Origin of the sequence: Mycobacterium colombiense (assembly GCF_001672755.1) — a bacterium.
Classification (GTDB): Bacteria; Actinomycetota; Actinomycetes; order Mycobacteriales; family Mycobacteriaceae; genus Mycobacterium; species Mycobacterium colombiense_C.
Genome location: NZ_LZKI01000159.1, coordinates 1 through 518 on the forward strand (window position 1 = coordinate 1; position 518 = coordinate 518).

Here is a 518-nt window from a genome sequence, read left to right on the forward strand (position 1 = left end):
TACGACGTCAACGTCGTAGGCCTGACGCTGTCGGAGAACCAGGCCGAACACGTGCAGAAGTCCTTCGACCAGATGGACACCACCCGCACCAGGCAGGTGCTGCTGGAAGGCTGGGAGAAATTTCACGAGCCGGTGGACCGGATCGTGTCGATCGGCGCGTTCGAGCACTTCGGCCGCCAGCGCTACGGCCGCTTCTTCAAGATGGCCTACAACGTGCTGCCGCCGGGCGGAGTCATGTTGCTGCACACCATCGTTCGGCCGTCGTTCAAGGAGGCCCGGGCCAAGGGCATGACGCTGACCCGTGAGATCGTGCAGTTTTCGCAATTCATCCTGTCCGAGATCTTCCCCGGCGGCTGGCTGCCGACGCCCCAGACCGTTGGCGAGTACGGGGTCACGGTGGGCTTCGAGTTGACCCGCGTTCAATCGCTGCAGCTGCACTACGCCAGGACACTGGACCTGTGGGCCGAGGCCCTCGAGGCGAATCGCGAGCAGGCCCTGGCCGTTCAGTCCCAAGAGGT

At 64.1% G+C, this 518-nt stretch carries 1 protein-coding gene; it reads left to right on the forward strand.

Going from position 1 to position 518, the window contains the following annotated elements; genetic code table 11:
* A partial coding sequence (locus tag A5708_RS21085; protein WP_196772703.1) for a class I SAM-dependent methyltransferase occupies positions 1-518 on the forward strand: 518 nt, incomplete at both ends.